This window comes from Clostridium porci (assembly GCF_009696375.1).
Classification (GTDB): domain Bacteria; phylum Bacillota; class Clostridia; order Lachnospirales; family Lachnospiraceae; genus Enterocloster; species Enterocloster porci.
In genome coordinates, this window is sequence record NZ_VUMD01000023.1 from 22,311 (window position 1) to 40,885 (window position 18,575).

Here is an 18,575-nt window from a genome sequence, read left to right on the forward strand (position 1 = left end):
CTATATGGTAAAGAATTTTCTGGAGGTATTTCCAACACTGAATATAGCGGAACCCTTAAGAGAGCTTTTAGGTCTGGTACAGGTAGAAAAGGTTACCGCTACCAGGGATAAAAGCTCTATCCGCATTTATATAAAAAGTCCCAGATTAATACATAAACAGAATATCTATGACCTGGAACGGGGTATTAAGGATCAGCTGTTTCCAGATAAGCTGGTAGCCATCAAAATCCAGGAGAAATACAGACTGTCGGATCAGTACACTCCACAGAAGCTTCTTGGCGTGTACAGGGAAAGCCTTCTTCTGGAGCTGAAAAATTACAGTATGATTGAATTCAGCATGTTTCGCAAGGCAGAGATCACATTCGCCCAAGAGGATGTGATGGTTCTGTCGGTAGAGGACACCATGGTCAACAAGGACAGGACAGGCGAGCTTAAGCGAGTGTTGGAAAAGGTATTTGGAGAGCGCTGCGGCCTTCCTGTAGAGGTGCGCTTTACCTTTGTGCCTTCCAGGGACAATGAACGCAGACGGCAGCTGGAGCTTAAGATAGAACGGGAGGCCCAGGCTATCTATTGGCAGAACCACAGGAGAGAGCTGGAAGCTATAGGGGCTGATGAGGGCCTGGAAGGAGCAGACGGAGGCAGACGGACGGAGGACGGAGCCGTAGATGGATTTATGGAAGCCGGCGCAGGAGATTCTGCCATTGCTGAGCCGGCTCCCTGGGATATGCTTATGGTTCAGGCTCAATCCGTGGAGGAGGGAAAGGAAGCTCAGGCTTTGGTAAGGGCAGCAGAGGGAGCAGCCGGAACCGGAGACTCCCAAACCTTCAGGAAGGAAGCCCGGCTTAATAAGGGGAGAAAGGGCTGGGGTAAAGACAGGGATAGGGGTGAGGATAAGAAGTATACGATAAAGCGATCCAGCAACCCAGATGTGCTCTATGGCAGGGATTTTGAGGACGAGCCAATGGAGATCGAGAAGATCGAAGGGGAGATTGGAGAGGTTACTATCAGAGGCCGGATATTGGCCTGTGAAAACCGGGAGCTGCGAAGCGGTAAATTTATCCTGACCTTTGATATCAGTGATTTTACTGATACCATTACAGTAAAGATGTTTATACGGCCAGAGCTGTTCCAGGAGGTAAGGGCTCTGATTAACACGGGTATGTTCATAAAGGTGAAGGGCGTGACTACCATAGATAAGTTCGATGGAGAGCTGACCCTGGGGTCCGTTATGGGGATTAAGAAATGCGAGGATTTTACCAGTAAACGCTCAGACACCAGTCTGGAAAAGAGAGTGGAGCTTCACTGCCATACCAAAATGAGCGATATGGACGGGGTTTCCGAGGTAAAGGATATTATCAGGAGAGCCAAGCAGTGGGGGATGCCGGCTGTAGCTGTGACGGATCATGGCTGTGTCCAAGCCTTTCCAGATGCCAACCATGCCTTGGATAAAGGAGATCCCTTTAAAATCATTTATGGAGTTGAGGGGTATCTGGTAGACGACACGAAGCAGCTGGTAGAAAACTCTGGAGGCCAGAGCTTTAAAGACACCTTTGTGGTGTTTGATATTGAAACCACAGGCTTTAGCCCAAAGAAGAACAAAATCATTGAAATCGGAGCTGTGAAGGTGAAGGATGGAAGGATTACGGATCGCTTCTCCGCCTTTGTAAATCCTGACGAGCCGATTCCCTTCGACATCGAAAAGCTGACGGGAATTAACGATGCAATGGTGCTTCCTCATCCCAAAATTGAGGTGATTTTGCCACAATTTCTGGAGTTTGTGGGGGATGGGGTTCTGGTAGCCCATAATGCAAGCTTTGATGTGGGATTTATCAGTCATTTTGCGGAAGAGCAGGGGATTTTTTTTGCTCCTACGGTTCTGGATACAGTGACCTTGGCAAGGCTGCTGCTTCCAAACTTAAACCGCTTTAAGCTGGATACGGTAGCCAAGGCATTAAACATTTCTCTGGAAAATCATCACAGGGCAGTAGATGACGCGGAGGCTACTGCAGAGATATTTGCCGCTTTTGTAAAGCTGCTGAGGGAGCGGGACGTGGAGAATCTGGATCAGCTTAATGCTCTGAGCGCTGTGGATACGGCTACAATCATGAAAATGCCGGCCAACCATGTGATTATTCTGGCTAAAAATGATATAGGGCGTATTAATTTGTACCGTCTGGTCAGCTGGTCCCATCTTACCTACTATTCCAGAAGGCCCCGTATTCCAAAGAGCCTGCTGGAGCAATACAGGGAAGGTCTCATTATTGGCTCTGCTTGTGAGGCTGGGGAGCTTTACCAGGCCCTTCTGAGAGGGGTTCCGGACGCGGAGCTTGCCAGGCTGGTTCATTTTTATGATTATCTGGAAATCCAGCCTCTGGGAAATAATAGCTTTATGCTCAGGGATGAGAAGAGCACGGTTAAGACAGAGGCTGATCTGATTGAGCTGAATAAACGGATTGTGGAGTTGGGAGAGCGGTTTAACAAGCTGGTCTGCGCTACCTGTGACGTGCATTTTCTGGATCCTCAGGATGAGGTATACCGCAGAATTATTATGGCGGGCCAGGGCTTTAAGGATTCAGATGATCAGGCGCCACTGTATCTGCGCACTACAGATGAGATGCTAAAGGAGTTTGAATATCTGGGACCTGACAAGGCATATGAGGTGGTGGTGACAAATACCAGAAAGGTTTCCGATATGTGCGAGCGGATTGTTCCGGTAAGGCCGGATAAGTGCCCTCCTGTGATTGAGGATTCCGATAAGACCTTGACGAAGATATGCTACGACAGGGCCCATGAGATGTACGGTCAGGATTTGCCCAGGATTGTGGTGGATCGCCTGGAAAAGGAGCTTCATTCCATTATTACCAATGGCTTTGCTGTTATGTATATCATTGCTCAGAAGTTGGTTTGGAAATCCAATGAGGACGGTTATCTGGTAGGCTCCCGTGGCTCTGTAGGGTCCTCCTTTGTGGCAACCATGTCGGGGATTACAGAGGTGAATCCCTTAAGCCCCCACTACCACTGTCCGAAGTGCAGATATTATGACTTTGATTCCGAGGAAGTAAAGAAGTTTTCAGGTATGGCAGGCTGTGATATGCCGGATAAGGCATGCCCGGTGTGCGGGACTCCCCTGGAAAAAGACGGCTTTGACATTCCATTTGAAACCTTCCTTGGATTTAAGGGAGACAAGGAGCCGGATATTGACCTGAACTTTTCAGGGGAGTATCAAAGCAAGGCCCACGATTATACGGAGGTTATCTTTGGAAAGGGCCAGACCTATCGTGCCGGCACCATCGGTACCCTGGCAGATAAAACAGCCTTTGGCTATGTGAAAAAATATTATGAGGAAAAGGGAACCAGAAAGCGGAATTGTGAGATTAACCGGATCGTCCAGGGCTGTGTGGGCGTGCGCAGAACCACAGGGCAGCATCCCGGAGGCATCATTGTGCTTCCCATTGGAGAGGAAATTTATTCCTTTACTCCGGTACAGCATCCTGCCAACGATATGACCACCTCCACCATAACCACCCACTTTGATTATCACTCCATCGATCACAATCTGCTAAAGCTGGATATTCTGGGGCACGATGATCCCACCATGATACGTATGCTCCAGGATCTGACGGGGCTGGATCCTGTAAAGGACATTCCTCTGGACAGCCGTGAGGTTATGAGCTTGTTTCAAAGCACTGAGGCCCTTGGCATTACGCCTGATGACATCGGCGGCTGCCCTCTGGGAGCTCTGGGTGTACCTGAGTTCGGAACCGATTTTGCCATGCAGATGCTTCTTGATACTAAGCCAAAATACTTTTCGGATTTGGTGCGGATTGCAGGCCTGGCCCATGGTACGGATGTATGGCTTGGAAACGCACAGACTCTGATTCAGGAGGGAAAGGCTACCATTCAGACGGCTATCTGTACCCGAGATGATATCATGGTGTACCTGATTGCCCAGGGGCTGGAGGAAGGGCTTTCCTTTACCATTATGGAGAGCGTCCGCAAAGGAAAGGGGCTGAAGGAAGAGTGGGAAAGGGAAATGAAGGCCCATGGTGTGCCAGACTGGTATATCTGGTCCTGCAAGAAGATTAAATACATGTTTCCCAAAGCCCATGCTGCCGCCTATGTTATGATGGCCTGGAGAATTGCCTATTGCAAGATCTTTTATCCACTGGCCTACTATGCCGCCTTTTTCAGCATTCGGGCCAGCGCGTTTTCTTATGAGATTATGTGTCAGGGCCGTGATAAGCTTGAATATTATCTGGCTGATTATAAAAAAAGAGCTGATACCCTGTCAAAGAAGGAGCAGGATACCATGCGGGATATGAGAATTGTGCAGGAAATGTATGCCAGGGGCTTTGAATTTCTCCCCCTGGATATCTACAGGGCCAAAGCCAGAGAGTTTCAGATTATAGACGGAAAGCTGATGCCTTCTCTGAACAGCCTGGATGGACTGGGAGAGAAGGCTGCGGAGGCTGTAGTGGATGCGGTGAAGGATGGAAATTTTTTGTCCATTGAGGATTTCAGCAACCGAACAAAGATAAACGGTACCATATGCGGCCTTATGTCTGATTTGGGGCTGTTAAAGGATCTGCCAAGATCCAATCAGCTGTCATTGTTTGATTTGCAGTAACAGACGTTGCTATTTTTTTAAGAATATGTTAGTATAGTGAGAGTCCTCTGAAAAAGAGGACTTTTTCTGAATGAGGCTGTAGAGGATACGGCGGCATTTAAGGCGAAAGGATGATAATTGGGGGATAGATACCATGGAGCGTGAAAAATTTTCTTCCAGGCTTGGCTTTATTCTTATTTCAGCAGGATGTGCCATTGGATTGGGGAATGTGTGGAGGTTTCCTTATATTGTTGGAGAATACGGAGGAGCGGCCTTTGTGCTGGTTTATCTGGTGTTTCTGCTGGTATTGGGACTTCCTATTGTGATTATGGAATTTGCGGTAGGAAGGGCCAGCAGGAAGAGTGCAGCCCTGTCCTTTGATGTGCTGGAGCCTGAGGGAACCAGGTGGCATCTGAACAAATATGTTGCGATAGCAGGAAATTACCTGCTTATGATGTTTTATACTACAGTCGGAGGCTGGATGCTCCTGTATTTTTTTAAGATGCTTAAGGGTGATTTTACAGGCATGGGAACAGAGGCTGTATCGGGAGTGTTTGCCGCTATTTTGGGAAATCCAGCGCAAATGGGGCTTTTCATGGCGGCAGTGGTGATTTTGTGCTTTGGGGTCTGTGCTATGGGCCTCCAAAGGGGTGTGGAGCGCATTACAAAGGTGATGATGGTATGCCTGCTGATTCTGATGGTTGTTCTGGCTGTCCACTCTATAATTCTGGAAGGCGGAGCGCCTGGATTGGAATTTTACCTGAGACCAGATTTCAGTAAGATGTGGGAGGCAGGCATTGGTGACGTGATCTTTGCTGCTTTGGGACAATCCTTTTTTACCCTGAGCATCGGGATTGGCGCTTTGGCAATCTTTGGAAGCTATATTGGAAGGGAGCGCAGGCTCACAGGCGAGGCGATCAGTGTTACGCTTTTGGATACCCTGGTTGCTTTTATGTCTGGCCTGATTATCTTTCCGGCCTGCTTTGCCTACGACATAGAACCGACAGCGGGCCCTTCCCTTATATTCATTACCCTTCCGAATGTATTCAACCATATGGCGGGAGGAAGAATCTGGGGAATCCTGTTTTTTATGTTTATGTCCTTTGCTGCATTTTCCACTATTATTGCGGTATTTCAGAATATTATAGCCTTTGCTGTGGATTTGACAGGATGCAGCCTTAGAAAAGCAGTGGTTTATAATATAATTGCAGTTATTCTTTTATCCATTCCATGTGTTTTGGGCTTTAATCTCTGGAGCGGCTTTATGCCTCTGGGGGCGGGCAGTACAGTGATGGATTTAGAGGATTTTATCCTGAGCAACAACCTTCTTCCAATTGGAAGCATGGTATATCTGCTCTTTTGTACCAGCCGTTACGGATGGGGCTTTCAAAGATTTCTGGCTGAAGCCAATGAAGGGGAAGGCATCAGATTCCCCCGGTGGGCCAGAATTTATGTAAGCTACGTGCTTCCGGTGTTTGTGCTGCTTATCTTTATGCAGGGGTATGTGGCGAAATTTATAAAATAGAACGTATATTGTTGAGCCTTTCTGAAAATATTTTTCATTTTCGGGTATATTAATTTCGGGTAATAAGGTATTGACAGAAGCAGACCCATGCCATATAATTAAAATATACCCTATGGGGGTATAGCGAAAGGAGCCTGTGATATGCGTACAGAACAGTATCATATAGATGGAATGTCCTGCGCCGCGTGCAGCAGCGCGGTGGAGCGAGTAACCAGAAAGCTGGCAGGAGTAAAGAGTAGTGATGTAAATCTGACCACCAACCGGATGGTCATTACCTATGATGAAGCTCAGGTGACGCCTGAGCTTATATGCCAACGGATTTCAAAGGCGGGATTTTCTGCCAGTCCGATTGAGGAGTCAAGCCAGGGAAAAAAGGCAGAGGAAGAAGATTGGAGGCAGCAGGAGAAGGAGCTTCATACAGCCAGGCGCCAGGTGATAGCAGCTATTTGCTTTGCAGTGCCTCTTCTATATATTTCAATGGGGCATATGCTGTCCTTTCCGCTGCCTCTGCCTGCTTTTATGGAGATGGATAAGGCTCCCCTGAATTTTGCTCTGGCCCAGCTGATTCTTACGATTCCCATACTGATTTGCGGCAGGAGGTTTTATGTGGCAGGCATACGCTCCCTTCTGAAGGGGAACCCGAACATGGATTCTTTGGTAGCAATCGGTACAGGAAGCGCTTTTATCTACAGTCTTGTGATGACGGCCGGGATTCCCGCAAATCCTATGAAGGCCCATCAGCTTTACTATGAATCGGCTGCTGTAGTAATAACTCTGGTGATGTTTGGAAAGCTTTTGGAGAGCCGCAGCAAGGGAAAGACCTCGGAGGCTATACGCAAGCTGATGAAGCTGGCTCCCGACACAGCGCTTTTGTATGAAAACGGAACAGAGCGGGAGGTAGAGGCAGCCCTTGTGACAGTTGGACAGCACATTCTGATTAAGCCGGGAAGCAGGATACCACTGGATGGCGTGGTGGTAAAGGGAACAAGCAGCGTGGATGAATCTATGCTGACAGGGGAGAGTATTCCTGTAGAAAAGCAGGAGAGGGACAGAGTCATTGGAGGAAGCATGAATTACAATGGGGCCATGGAGGTGGAGGTGACCCATGTAGGCAGTGATACAACCCTATCCAGGATTATCAGATTGATTGAGGAGGCGCAGGGAAAGAAAGCTCCTATCTCCAAGCTGGCCGATCGGGTCGCAGGATATTTTGTTCCTGCCGTCATGGGAATCGCTCTGGCTGCCGCACTGCTGTGGTGGATACTGGGAGGAAAGGATCTGGCCTTTGTGCTGACTATTTTTGTGGCAGTGCTCGTCATTGCCTGCCCTTGTGCTCTGGGTCTGGCTACACCCACCGCCATTATGGTGGGTACAGGCGTGGGTGCAGGTCACGGTATTCTCATTAAAAGCGGAGAGGCCTTGGAAATCTGCCACAAGGTAGATGCGGTGATATTGGATAAGACAGGCACTATCACGGAAGGAAAGCCGAAGGTAACAGACGTAAGTCTGATCTGCGGTTCAGTGGCAGAGCAAGTATGGAAGCTGGAAAAATCAGATGCTCCGGGAGAAGGGCAGAAGTCTAAGACTATTTCGGACAGGGAGCAGAAGGAGCAGCTGCTCTGGATTGCCGCCTCCTGCGAGCAGCTGTCGGAGCATCCTATGGGACAGGCGATTGTGGAGGCTGCCAGAGAAAAGAAGATGGAGCTTGTGATGCCGGAGGCATTTGAAAGCATTACAGGCGCGGGGATTGCTACCACCTGGAAGGGGAGGAAGGTAGCGGTAGGCAATCGCCGGCTTTTGGAGCATTTGAAGGTGCCGGTTTCTCAGGAAACTACAAGAACAGCGGCTGAGTATGCAAATTCAGGAAAGACACCTATGTATGTCGTGATTGACGGACGTCTGGCGGGTTTGGTGTGTGTGGCGGATACCATTAAGGATACCAGCGTGGAGGCTGTGAAGAAAATTAAGAGCCTAGGGATTCAGGTTTATATGGTGACAGGGGACAATCAAAAGGCAGCAGAATATATTGGAAAGCTGGCTCATGTGGATCAAGTGGTGGCAGAGGTTCTGCCGGAGGATAAGGCTGAGGTTGTAAAAGGGTTGCAGAAAGAGGGAAAAACCGTTATGATGGTAGGAGACGGCATTAATGACGCTCCTGCTTTGGTTCAGGCTGACATAGGTTGTGCCATTGGAAATGGCAGCGATATTGCCCTGGAGGCAGGAGATGTGGTGTTGATGAAATCCGATCTAATGGATGCGTACCGGGCTATTAAGCTGAGCAAGGCTACCATCCGCAATATTAAGCAGAATTTGTTCTGGGCTTTTTTTTACAATTCCTTGGGAATCCCGGTGGCAGCCGGTGTACTGTATCTGCTGGGAGGGCCGCTGCTAAGTCCTATGCTGGGAGGCTTTGCAATGTCTCTAAGTTCTGTATGCGTAGTGGGAAATGCCCTGCGGCTTAAGAATGTAAAGCTGTAGAATCAGAGAATAAGGAGATAAAAGATGGAACAGAAGGAACGCTGCGTCTGCCGCCGCAAGCATCGGGAGGCGCCGGAGGAACGGGGGATGATGAACCGTTTAAACCGTATAGAAGGACAGATCCGGGGAATCAAGGCGATGGTGGAGAATGAACGCTACTGCGTGGATATTCTTATCCAGGTAGCAGCCGTTCAGGCAGCCCTTAACAGCTTTAGCAAGGTGCTGCTGGAGCATCATATCAAGAGCTGTGTGGTGGATGATATCAAATCGGGGGACAGTGATGCTACGGTGGAGGAGCTGTGCAGGCTGCTTCAGAAGCTGATGAGGTAGCCTAAGAAAAATTCTCGAATTGAGGATGAAAGGGAGTATAAACTTTTCATAAGCGAAGGGAAAGGAATATAAAAAAGATGAAAATATTTAAATGCGGGGAAATCATGTGCGAAGGTTGTGTAAACAGAATAAAGAAAGCTCTGGATGCAGCTGGTATTCAGAATATCGTTGACCTGTCTGCAAAGACTGTAACGATTGAGGGCAGTGCCAGCTGTGAGGCTAAGGCCCTGGAGATTTTGGAGGATCTGGGATTTTCAGCGGTAGAGGCATAAGGCGGAATCGGTTGATTTAAAAGTGATTCTGAAACAGCCCTGTTTATTGTTAAAATTATTTAAAAAATTTTGACAATTTATGGTTGACATTCCTGGGCGTTTGTATTATACTACCAAAGGTATCGAGGCGTGGCTCAGTTTGGTAGAGCGCTGCGTTCGGGACGCAGAGGCCGCGTGTTCGAATCACGTCGCCTCGATGTATTTGTTAAGGCCTGATGGTCAAGCGGCTAAGACGACGCCCTCTCACGGCGTAAACCCGGGTTCGATTCCCGGTCAGGTCATGATGATAAGGCTGTTGCTCAGGCAGCAGCCTTATTTTTCAGGAAGATATCAGGATTCAGATGCCAATATTTTATATGCTTCTGTAGCACAGTTGGTAGTGCACTTCACTCGTAATGAAGGGGTCACCGGTTCGAGTCCGGTCAGGAGCTTGCAAAATAGACCATCAGTTTTGGTGGTCTGTTTTTTTGCATTTGTCAATCCTTTTTTGGAAATAGTGCGTTGCTTATGCGCATTTCTTCACCCGTTCGGCTGCGAAAATACTTTGTGCAATCGCTCAAAATGTTTTATTCTATAAAAATACTTGATAAAACGTTTCTTCTCCGGTATTAAAAAACTGTTAAAATATAGGCAAACCTTGCCTGCCGGATAAAATCCTAATTGCTGTAAAGAACCGGATATGCTATACTAAATTGCGCAAGCAAAAGCTCTGCAAGAAGAATACGTTTCTAAATAAACGGAATAATCCTACTATGGGAGAAAAATAGATGAGACGAGTGAGATTTAAGAATTATATTTACTGGGGAATCACAGCTCTGGCTGTGATTGCCTGCAGCGTTGCTTTTGGCTTTTTCCTGTCCCGCTTTGATCTGGTCGCCGGGGCAGTGGAGAAGGTAGTGGAAATTCTTATGCCAGTCATATATGGAGCAGTATTGGCTTACCTGATGCTGCCTGTCTATAATAAGACGAGAGCATTCGCAGAACGCAGGCTGGCTCAGATTATCAAAAGCAAGAATATAGTAAATCGAATCGGAAAAGCCGTAGGCACTCTAGTGAGCCTCATTGTGCTTTTTGCCATTGTGGCGGGCCTCTGCCGCATGATTCTGCCCGAAATTTATAACAGTATTATGGGGCTTCAGGCAACTATGGGGGAAAGTATTAATAATCTGAATCTGTGGGTGGAGCGGATATTCGAGGAAAATTCCACGCTTGAACAGTATGTAATGCCTGTCTATGAGCAGTTAGTTACCGAGTTTCAGAACTGGCTGACCATTGACCTGGTACCTAATATATCTAAAATTATCAGTGAGGTGTCCACTGGTTTATTTAATGTTGTTACCGTACTGAAAAATATTCTGATCGGCATCATTGTCATGGTATATTTCCTGAATATTAAGGATACCTTGTCTGCTCAGGCCAAAAAGATTGTTTATAGTCTGTTAAACTTAAAAAGCGCCAATCGGATGATCAGCGAGGTTCGCTTAACCCACAAGGTATTTGGCGGCTTTATAACAGGAAAACTCCTGGATTCCCTTATTATCGGCATTATGTGCTTTTTTGCCCTGCAATTTTTGAATATGCCCTATATTCTCCTGGTAAGTGTGATTGTAGGTGTAACCAATGTGATCCCATTTTTCGGGCCCTTTATAGGAGCGATACCCAGTGCGTTTTTAATTCTTCTGGTCAGCCCCGTTAAATGCCTTTACTTTCTTATTTTCATATTGGTATTGCAGCAGTTTGACGGCAATATATTGGGGCCGAAGATACTGGGAGATTCTACCGGGCTTCCAAGTTTCTGGGTTCTGTTTTCCATATTGCTGTTCGGAGGGTTATTTGGATTCGTTGGAATGATCATAGCTGTGCCTTTGTTTGCGGTGATTTACCGGTTTATTTCTCTCTATGTAAGCAAGTCTCTGGCAAAAAAGAATTTGTCTGTAAGAACAGGTGATTACTTAAGTCTTAGATATATTGATGAGGAGAAAGGCACCTATGTTGATAAAAGCGGCTGTAAAGAGGAGCTGCTGAGGGAAGCTTCTGCTGAAGATGGCCAGCAGAATGGAAGGACAGAAGCTGACAGGGAATAAAAATGTAGGGCGTCAACTGAGAACTAAGCATAGAGAATTTGGAAATGCGGCTGAAGGTCTATCGCTCTGGCGTGATGGAGGAAGACTTGGAAAAACGGAGTTAAGGGTACGAAGGGAAAATACTGGAGAGGGAACGGTAGATACGGGCAAAAAATGAGGTATGAGACAAGCAACGTCTCATACCTCGTTTTTTAAAAGCAGATGACGGGAATCGAACCCGCCTCCTCAGCTTGGGAAGCTGATATTCTACCAATGAACTACATCTGCGGCGTACTTTTGTATTATAACATATTTTTTAAATTAATCAAGCAGATTTGGAAAATTTATTGAGCGTTTATTTTTTCTCAGAGCACAACTTGCCAAAATAAACTAAATATGTTTTAATACTATAAGATGAAGCACGTACGCATGTACACGCTGGATATGGAGGATTGAGATGGCAAGGGAACAATATAATGCGGACAGTATTACTGTGCTGGAGGGATTGGAAGCAGTGCGTAAGCGTCCGGGTATGTATATAGGAGGTGTGGGCTCGAAGGGGTTAAACCATCTGATCTATGAAATTGTAGACAATGCAGTGGATGAGCATCTGGCAGGCTATTGCAACAGCGTTTGGGTGACATTGGAGGCGGATGGCTCCTGCACTGTTAGGGACAATGGCCGGGGGATTCCGGTGGGTATGCACAAAAAGGGCATTTCCGCAGCCAGAATTGTACTCTCAACCCTCCATGCAGGCGGAAAATTTGATAACGATGCGTATAAAACCAGCGGAGGACTTCACGGTGTGGGCTCCTCCGTAGTTAATGCCCTATCGGCCCATATGGATGTGAAGGTGTACCGGGAGGGATGCATCTATCACGATGAATATGAACGTGGAAGGCCTGTTGTCAGCCTTGAGAATGGACTTCTTCCCGTGATTGGAAAGACCAGGGAGACAGGAACCAGAATTAATTTCCTGCCTGACGGTGACATTTTTGAGAAAACGCGGTTTAAGGCGGAGTGGTTAAAGAGCCGTCTCCATGAGACCGCCTATCTGAATCCTCAGCTTTCGCTGTTCTATGAGAACAAGCGGCCGGGAGAGGAGGAGAATCTTACCTTCCATGAGCCGGAGGGAATTATTGCCTATGTAAAGCAGCTGAACGCAGGTAAGAGCGCTGTTCATGAGCCGGTTTATTTTAAGGGTACGATGGATAAGGTGGAGGTGGAGGCTGCCATTCAGTTTGTAGATACCTTTGAGGAAAATATTCTGGGCTTCTGCAATAATATTTTTACTCAGGAGGGCGGCACCCACCTGGCTGGCTTTAAGACAAAATTCACCGCTTTAATCAACACTTACGCAAGAGAGTTGGGAATCCTGAAGGAAAAGGACGCTAATTTTACAGGCGCAGACACCCGAAGCGGTATGACGGCTGTTATAGCCATCAAGCATCCCGACCCGATTTTCGAGGGTCAGACTAAGACAAAGCTTGCCAGCGCTGATGCCACAAAAGCTGTATTCACAGTGACGGGCGACGAGCTTCAGCTTTATTTTGACCGAAATGTTGAGGCGCTTAAGGGAATCATTGGCTGCGCCGAGAAGTCGGCCAGGATTCGCAGGGCGGAGGAAAAGGCCAAGACCAACATGCTTACCAAATCTCGTTTCTCATTTGACAGCAACGGAAAGCTGGCTAACTGTGAAAGCCGGGACGCTGAAAAATGCGAGATATTTATTGTAGAGGGAGATTCTGCGGGGGGTTCCGCAAAAACAGCCAGAAACCGAAAGTATCAGGCTATTCTGCCTATCCGGGGCAAGATTCTTAATGTAGAGAAGGCCTCTATGGACAAGGTTCTGTCCAATGCAGAGATTCGAACCATGATTAATGCCTTTGGCTGCGGCTTCTCTGAAGGCTACGGCAATGATTTTGACCTTACAAGGCTGCGGTATAACAAGATTATACTGATGACGGATGCCGATGTGGATGGAAGCCATATTGACACCCTTCTCCTGACATTTTTGTACCGGTTTATGCCGGAGCTTATTTATAATGGACATGTGTATATCGCTATGCCCCCCCTATTTAAGGTGATTCCCAGAAGGGGGGCGGAGCAGTACCTGTATGATGAGAAGGAGCTGGAACGTTACCGCAAAACCCATGCGGGAGCTTTTACGCTCCAGCGGTATAAGGGACTGGGTGAAATGGATGCGGAGCAGCTGTGGGAAACGACTCTGGACCCGGAGCGCCGGGTACTGAAGCGGGTGGAAATTGAGGACGCCAGAATGGCCTCGGAGATAACTGAGCTGTTAATGGGAAGTGAAGTGGCTCCCAGACGGGCATTTATCCATGAGCACGCAGGCGAGGCGCAGATCGACGCTTAACTAAATACCCGGAAGCCGCCCAGGTCAGACGGAACTGGGGTGGATGTCTCTGTGAGAATAACAGGAGTAGTGAAATCGTATGGAAGAAAAGATAATAAGAACGGAATACAGTGAGGAGATGCAGCGCAGCTACATGAACTATTCCATGAGTGTGATCACCGCAAGAGCCATTCCTGACGCAAGGGATGGCTTAAAGCCGGTGCAGCGCCGGGTCCTCTATGATATGAGCGAGCTGCGCTTAGATCACGATAAGCCCCATAGAAAGTCGGCGCGCATTGTGGGAGATACCATGGGTAAATACCATCCTCATGGAGACAGCTCCATCTATGAAACTCTGGTTGTCATGAGCCAGGAGTTTAAAAAGGGAATGGCTCTGGTGGATGGGCATGGAAATTTTGGCTCCATTGAGGGAGACGGAGCTGCCGCTATGCGGTATACGGAGGCCCGTTTGGAGAAGTTTGCTCAGGAGGTATATCTGAAGGATCTGGATAAGACAGTGAATTTTATCCCTAATTATGATGAGACTGAGAAGGAGCCGGAGGTGCTTCCTGTCAGGGTGCCGAATTTGTTGATTAACGGCTCTGAAGGCATTGCGGTAGGCATGAGCACCAGTATTCCGCCTCATAATCTTGGGGAGGTGGTTGACGTGGTCAGGGCCTATATTGATAATCCTCAGGCATCTGTTAAGCAGTTGATGGAGTACATGCCAGGGCCGGATTTTCCCACAGGGGGAATTATTGCCAATAAGAGCGAGCTTTTGGGAATTTATGAGACGGGCGTTGGAAAGCTGAAGCTGAGAGGAAAGCTTGAGGTGGAGCTTGGGAAGCGGAAGGCGGATAAGGATAAGCTGATTGTCTCTGAGATTCCTTATACGATGATAGGAGCAGGTATCAATAAGTTTCTGGTGGATGTGGCGGAGCTGGTGGAGAGTAAGAAGCTGGCTGATGTGGTGGACATTTCCAACCAGTCCAATAAAGAGGGAATCCGAATTGTGCTGGAGCTGCGCAAGGATGCGGATATTGATCGGATCAAAAATATTTTATATAAAAAAACCAAGCTGGAGGATACTCTTGGTGTCAATATGCTGGCTATTGTAGACGGTCGTCCTGAGACCTTGGGGCTTCAGGGAATTCTTAAGAATTTCTTGGATTTTCAGTATCAAAATACGGAGCGCAAATACAGCGTGCTTTTGCAAAAGGAGACGGATAAGAAGGAGGTTCAGGAGGGGCTTATAAAGGCCTGCGACTGTATTGACCTGATTATTGCCGTTTTAAGGGGCTCCAGGAGTTTAAAAGACGCAAAGGCCTGCCTGATGGCCGGTGATGTGTCCAATATCCGGTTTAAGATGCCTGGATTTGAGGAAGATGCCAGAAAGCTGCGTTTTACAGAGCGGCAGGCCTCTGCTATTCTGGAAATGCGTCTGTACAAATTAATTGGTCTGGAGATTCTGGCTCTGGAAAAGGAGCATAAGGAAACCTTGAGGAAAATTGAAGAGTATCGCCAGATATTGGGCAGCCGGGCGGAGATGAACCGGGTGATAAAGGAGGATCTGGAAGCTATCAAAAAGGAATTTTCTGTTTCCCGCAGGACGCTGATCGAAGACGGAGCTGAAGCTGTGTATGATGAATCAGCAGTAGAGGTTCAGGAGGTAGTGTTTGTGCTGGATAAATTCGGCTACTGCAAATGCCTGGATAGGGGAACCTACGAGCGGAATCAGGAGACGGTGGATAAGGAGCAGATTCATGTGATAAGATGTCTGAATACAGATAAAATTTGCTTTTTTACCGCTAAGGGGAGCCTGTATCAGATCAAGGTTCTGGACGTGCCGGCAGGGAAGCTTAAGGGTAAGGGCACTCCCATTGAAAATCTGAGCAAATTTGACGGAACACGGGATACCATTCTTCATCTTACCAGCGCAGAGAATATGAAGGGGAAGGTGCTTGTGTTTGCTACCAGAATGGCTATGGTGAAGCAGGTTCCAGCCGGGGAATTTGAGACCAACAACCGGATGGTAGCTGCGACCAAGCTCCAGGAGGGAGATGAGCTGGTGGCTGTGATTCCTGTAGAGGGGCAGAGGGAAGCAGTGTTGCAGACTACAGGAGGAATATTCCTGCGGTTTATGCTGGAGGAGATCTCTGTAATGAAGAAGGCTTCCAAAGGTGTCAGAGGAATTAAGCTGGCTAAGAATGAGGAGTTGGAGAAATTGTATCTGCTGGGAGAGTACCTCACGATTGATTACAAAGGGAAGGAGGTTCATCTGAATCGTCTGAAGCTTTCCAGGAGAGATGGGAAGGGGAGCAAGGTGCGGCTGTAAAAGGTAATGCAGTGGCTGACTCCAGCAGCTTCCACATACAAAAAACTGGATATGTCCGTTCAGAAAATACAAATGTGCGCTAAAGGCGAATTTCTTGTTGCATTTTTTTGGATTTTGGTATAGGATAAGGAAAGATTCCCCCCGCAGGAGGAAGAAAAAGGACAATGAGGAGAACGAACGATGGAAAAGAAATTGAAGGTCGGAATATTAGGCGCAACAGGTATGGTTGGGCAGAGGTTTATTTCCCTGCTGGAAAATCACCCCTGGTATGAGGTGGCAACGGTAGCTGCCAGTCCCCGCTCATCGGGAAAAACCTATGAGGAGGCAGTAGGAGACCGCTGGAAAATGACCTCTCCTATGCCAGAATCTGTTAAAAAGCTGGTTGTGATGAATGTAAATGAGGTGGAGGCAGTGGCTGCCAGCGTGGATTTCGTATTCAGCGCAGTGGATATGACAAAGGATGAGATTAAGGCTATTGAGGAAGCGTATGCAAAGACTGAGACTCCTGTTGTCTCCAATAACAGCGCTCACCGCTGGACTCCGGATGTTCCTATGGTAGTGCCGGAGATCAACCCAGAGCATTTTGAGGTGATTCCCTTCCAGAGAAAGCGTTTGGGAACTAAAAGGGGCTTTATTGCAGTTAAGCCGAATTGCTCGATTCAAAGCTATGCGCCGGCTCTGACCGCATGGAAGGAATTTGAGCCCTATGAGGTGGTGGCAACAACCTATCAGGCTATTTCCGGCGCTGGAAAGACCTTTAAGGACTGGCCGGAGATGGAGGGCAATATTATTCCTTATATCGGAGGGGAGGAAGAAAAGAGCGAGCAGGAGCCGCTGCGCCTTTGGGGCACCATTGAAGGGGGCGTGATCGTAAAGGCTAAAAGCCCCGTTATCATCTGCCAGTGCATACGTGTTCCTGTGTTGAACGGCCATACGGCTGCCGCCTTTGTAAAGTTCAGGAAGAAGGTGGAAAAGGAAACGCTTATCAGAAAGCTGGTTGAGTATAAAGGAGCACCCCAGGAGTTAAGGCTTCCAAGCGCGCCAAAGCAGTTCATCCAGTATCTGGAGGAGGATAACCGCCCTCAGGTAACAGCAGACGTAGATTTTGAACATGGAATGGGCATCTCAATCGGCCGTTTGAGAGAGGATACGGTATATGACTATAAGTTTGTGGGCCTGTCCCATAATACAGTTCGAGGCGCAGCCGGAGGAGCGGTTTTGTGCGCGGAGCTGCTGACGGCGAAGGGGTATATTCAGGCTAAATAGGATAAAGGAAAAGGGAGCAGGCTGACGGAGTCTATTAATAAAGAAGCCGGAACCTGCAAATGCAGGAATCAGCTTTAAGCGGCAGAAAGGAGCAGAGCTATGGGGGTATTAAGGGAACGATTCGGGACAATGCCGGATGGAACAGAGGTTTACAAGTACATACTGAATAACAAAAGCGGTGTATCCGCCTCATTTCTCACATTGGGAGGCGTGTGGGTTTCCATGATGGCGCCGGACAGAAAGGGCAGTCTGGGGGATGTTGTGCTGGGGTACGATGACCTGGACAGCTATCGGAAGAATCCGCCCCATTTCGGAGCCCCTATAGGCCGCAATGCCAATCGGATCGGCGGTGCGTCGCTCACTATTAACGGAAGGGATTACAGGCTGGCGGCCAACAACGGCCCCAACAACCTTCATAGCGGCCCGGCCCTGTATCATGACAGGGTGTGGGAGTGCCAGGCATCTGAGAAAGAGGGGGAAAGCCGGCTGGATTTTATGCTGGAAAGCCCGGACGGGGATCAGGGATATCCTGGAACCGCAAATATTACGGTAAGCTATACTCTGACAGATGAAAACAGCCTGGTTCTGGACTATCATATGGTATGTGACGCAGATACCATTGCTAATTTCACGAATCACAGCTATTTTAACCTGGCAGGCCATGACAGCGGCGATATTTTGAAGCAGGAGGTATGGATAAACGCCAGGTACTACACCCCTGCAGACGAGGATTCGATTCCAACCGGTGAGCTTGCTCCTGTTGTGGGTACTCCAATGGACTTTACAGTCATGAAGCCTATTGGAAGAGATATTGGGAACGAGTTTAAGGCTCTTATTTTGGGAAAGGGCTATGACCACAACTGGGTTCTGGATCACAGGAAAGGGGAGCTGGCTTTGGCAGCGAAAGCGATGGATCCAGTCAGTGGCCGCATGATGGAGGTATATACAGATCTTCCAGGTGTGCAGTTTTATACAGCTAATTTTCTTACAGATGAGATGCCTGGAAAGGGAGGAGCCCACTATGACCGCCGCCATGGATTTTGCTTTGAGACTCAGTATTACCCAGATGCGGTACATAAACCTAGCTTTCCCTCGCCTATACTGAAGGCGGGAGAAACGTACCAGACAACTACCATTTACAAATTTCTGACAGCTTAAAAGCAAGGGACAGGAGGGAAAAACGGCAGGAGGGTAGGCTCTGCCGGTTTTCCTTCTTTTTGTTAGGGCAAAGCCCTGTTTACCAATGTGGAGTTTTTCGCTGATCCGAAAAACGGAACTTTGGAAAACGAATAAACCACCTGCTATGCAGGTGAGTTAGTATTGCTTCAGCTTACAGTAAAAAAC

The 18,575-nt window shown here is 47.9% G+C and carries 10 protein-coding genes and 4 tRNA genes; 13 read left to right on the plus strand and 1 reads right to left on the minus strand.

Going from position 1 to position 18,575, the window contains the following annotated elements:
* The first annotated feature begins 4 nt into the window (after positions 1 to 4).
* From FYJ39_RS18080 to FYJ39_RS18120, 9 genes are all read left to right on the plus strand, one after another.
* Positions 5 to 4,627, plus strand: a complete 4,623-nt coding sequence (locus FYJ39_RS18080) for a PolC-type DNA polymerase III (RefSeq protein ID WP_154473803.1) — start codon at positions 5 to 7, stop codon at positions 4,625 to 4,627.
* 133 nt (positions 4,628 to 4,760) lie between these two features.
* Positions 4,761 to 6,131, plus strand: coding sequence for a sodium-dependent transporter (locus tag FYJ39_RS18085; protein WP_154473804.1), 1,371 nt, complete (start codon positions 4,761 to 4,763; stop codon positions 6,129 to 6,131).
* Between the two features lie 141 nt (positions 6,132 to 6,272).
* On the plus strand, positions 6,273 to 8,609 hold the full coding sequence (locus tag FYJ39_RS18090; protein ID WP_154473805.1) for a heavy metal translocating P-type ATPase: 2,337 nt from the start codon (positions 6,273 to 6,275) through the stop codon (positions 8,607 to 8,609).
* Positions 8,610 to 8,633: 24 nt separating this feature from the next.
* Entirely contained in the window at positions 8,634 to 8,939 is a 306-nt protein-coding gene (locus tag FYJ39_RS18095; RefSeq protein ID WP_154473806.1) for a metal-sensing transcriptional repressor, read from the plus strand.
* 77 nt (positions 8,940 to 9,016) lie between these two features.
* Positions 9,017 to 9,211, plus strand: coding sequence for a heavy-metal-associated domain-containing protein (locus FYJ39_RS18100; protein WP_154473807.1), 195 nt, complete (start codon positions 9,017 to 9,019; stop codon positions 9,209 to 9,211).
* Between the two features lie 123 nt (positions 9,212 to 9,334).
* Positions 9,335 to 9,408, plus strand: a tRNA-Pro gene (locus FYJ39_RS18105).
* Positions 9,409 to 9,420: 12 nt separating this feature from the next.
* Positions 9,421 to 9,492: transfer RNA gene (locus FYJ39_RS18110), tRNA-Glu, on the plus strand.
* Positions 9,493 to 9,569: 77 nt separating this feature from the next.
* Positions 9,570 to 9,642: transfer RNA gene (locus FYJ39_RS18115), tRNA-Thr, on the plus strand.
* Between the two features lie 336 nt (positions 9,643 to 9,978).
* Positions 9,979 to 11,295 carry an AI-2E family transporter gene (locus FYJ39_RS18120; RefSeq protein WP_154473808.1) on the plus strand — a complete coding sequence of 439 codons (1,317 nt, stop codon included), beginning with the start codon at positions 9,979 to 9,981 and terminating at the stop codon, positions 11,293 to 11,295.
* 196 nt (positions 11,296 to 11,491) lie between these two features.
* Here FYJ39_RS18120 and FYJ39_RS18125 read toward each other — a convergent pair.
* Positions 11,492 to 11,562, minus strand: a tRNA-Gly gene (locus FYJ39_RS18125).
* A 169-nt stretch (positions 11,563 to 11,731) separates the two neighbouring features.
* Between FYJ39_RS18125 and FYJ39_RS18130 the strand changes: the two genes are divergently transcribed.
* The 4 genes from FYJ39_RS18130 to FYJ39_RS18145 all read left to right on the plus strand — a co-directional run bounded on the left by FYJ39_RS18130 (position 11,732) and on the right by FYJ39_RS18145 (position 18,389).
* Positions 11,732 to 13,651 (plus strand): DNA gyrase/topoisomerase IV subunit B, encoded by a 1,920-nt coding sequence (locus FYJ39_RS18130; protein WP_154473809.1) that lies wholly within the window; start codon positions 11,732 to 11,734, stop codon positions 13,649 to 13,651.
* Between the two features lie 79 nt (positions 13,652 to 13,730).
* Entirely contained in the window at positions 13,731 to 15,965 is a 2,235-nt protein-coding gene (locus FYJ39_RS18135) for a DNA gyrase/topoisomerase IV subunit A (protein ID WP_154473810.1), read from the plus strand.
* Between the two features lie 180 nt (positions 15,966 to 16,145).
* The gene (gene asd, locus FYJ39_RS18140; RefSeq protein WP_154473811.1) at positions 16,146 to 17,231 is read left to right on the plus strand and encodes an aspartate-semialdehyde dehydrogenase; all 1,086 of its coding nucleotides are present in this window, start codon (positions 16,146 to 16,148) and stop codon (positions 17,229 to 17,231) included.
* 99 nt (positions 17,232 to 17,330) lie between these two features.
* Positions 17,331 to 18,389: an aldose epimerase family protein gene (locus FYJ39_RS18145; RefSeq protein WP_154473812.1), complete on the plus strand. Its 1,059-nt coding sequence runs from the start codon at positions 17,331 to 17,333 to the stop codon at positions 18,387 to 18,389.
* Positions 18,390 to 18,575 lie beyond the last annotated feature (186 nt).

Bases quoted from the DNA above. Each gene is read 5' to 3' on its own strand.
- FYJ39_RS18085 (WP_154473804.1), top strand. From the start codon at position 4,761: ATGGAGCGTGAAAAATTTTCTTCCAGGCTTGGCTTTATTCTTATTTCA.
- FYJ39_RS18120 (WP_154473808.1), top strand. From the start codon at position 9,979: ATGAGACGAGTGAGATTTAAGAATTATATTTACTGGGGAATCACAGCT.
- FYJ39_RS18100 (WP_154473807.1), top strand. From the start codon at position 9,017: ATGAAAATATTTAAATGCGGGGAAATCATGTGCGAAGGTTGTGTAAAC.
- FYJ39_RS18090 (WP_154473805.1), top strand. From the start codon at position 6,273: ATGCGTACAGAACAGTATCATATAGATGGAATGTCCTGCGCCGCGTGC.
- FYJ39_RS18095 (WP_154473806.1), top strand. From the start codon at position 8,634: ATGGAACAGAAGGAACGCTGCGTCTGCCGCCGCAAGCATCGGGAGGCG.
- asd (WP_154473811.1), top strand. From the start codon at position 16,146: ATGGAAAAGAAATTGAAGGTCGGAATATTAGGCGCAACAGGTATGGTT.
- FYJ39_RS18135 (WP_154473810.1), top strand. From the start codon at position 13,731: ATGGAAGAAAAGATAATAAGAACGGAATACAGTGAGGAGATGCAGCGC.
- FYJ39_RS18145 (WP_154473812.1), top strand. From the start codon at position 17,331: ATGGGGGTATTAAGGGAACGATTCGGGACAATGCCGGATGGAACAGAG.
- FYJ39_RS18130 (WP_154473809.1), top strand. From the start codon at position 11,732: ATGGCAAGGGAACAATATAATGCGGACAGTATTACTGTGCTGGAGGGA.
- FYJ39_RS18080 (WP_154473803.1), top strand. From the start codon at position 5: ATGGTAAAGAATTTTCTGGAGGTATTTCCAACACTGAATATAGCGGAA.